Genomic DNA, 442 nt, shown 5'->3' on the forward strand with positions numbered 1-442 from the left:
GCGCGGATGACGTCGCGGTCGGCGACGGTGGCGGTGCGCGAGCGGCTGGCCTCGGCCAGCTCCATCACCGTCTCACCCAGAGCGACGATGACCTTCCACTGCTCGGCCAGATCCTTGCCGCGGCAGCCGGCCTCGGCCCAGCCGCGACCGAGGGTGAACTGCTCGAAGCGGTCCTCGGCCTCGTTGAAACGCATCGCACCGGGCAGCACCTCGTTGGAGTCGAGGTCGGCGCCGGTGCGCAGCCCCGGCGTGGTGAACGCTTCGACCTGCGTCGGATCGGGGGCCGGGGCGGTGAATCCGAGTCCGCGCTCGAGGGCCTGGTCGATGATCGGGTCGAGCTGCTCGCGCAGCTGCGTCGCCAGCGACTTTGTGGTGGTGGGGGCAACGCGCAGCGACGATCCGGCGTACATGCCGCCCCCGACCGTCAGGGTGCCCAGCACCC

The 442-nt window shown here is 71.7% G+C and carries 1 protein-coding gene; it reads right to left on the reverse strand.

Annotated features, from left to right (window positions below; genetic code table 11):
- Window positions 1–442: hypothetical protein (locus tag NVV99_RS27325; RefSeq protein ID WP_260783286.1), on the reverse strand; the 442-nt coding region annotated here is incomplete at both ends.

Origin of the sequence: Rhodococcus sp. PAE-6 (assembly GCF_025290685.1) — a bacterium.
GTDB classification, from domain to species: Bacteria; Actinomycetota; Actinomycetes; order Mycobacteriales; family Mycobacteriaceae; genus Rhodococcus; species Rhodococcus pyridinivorans.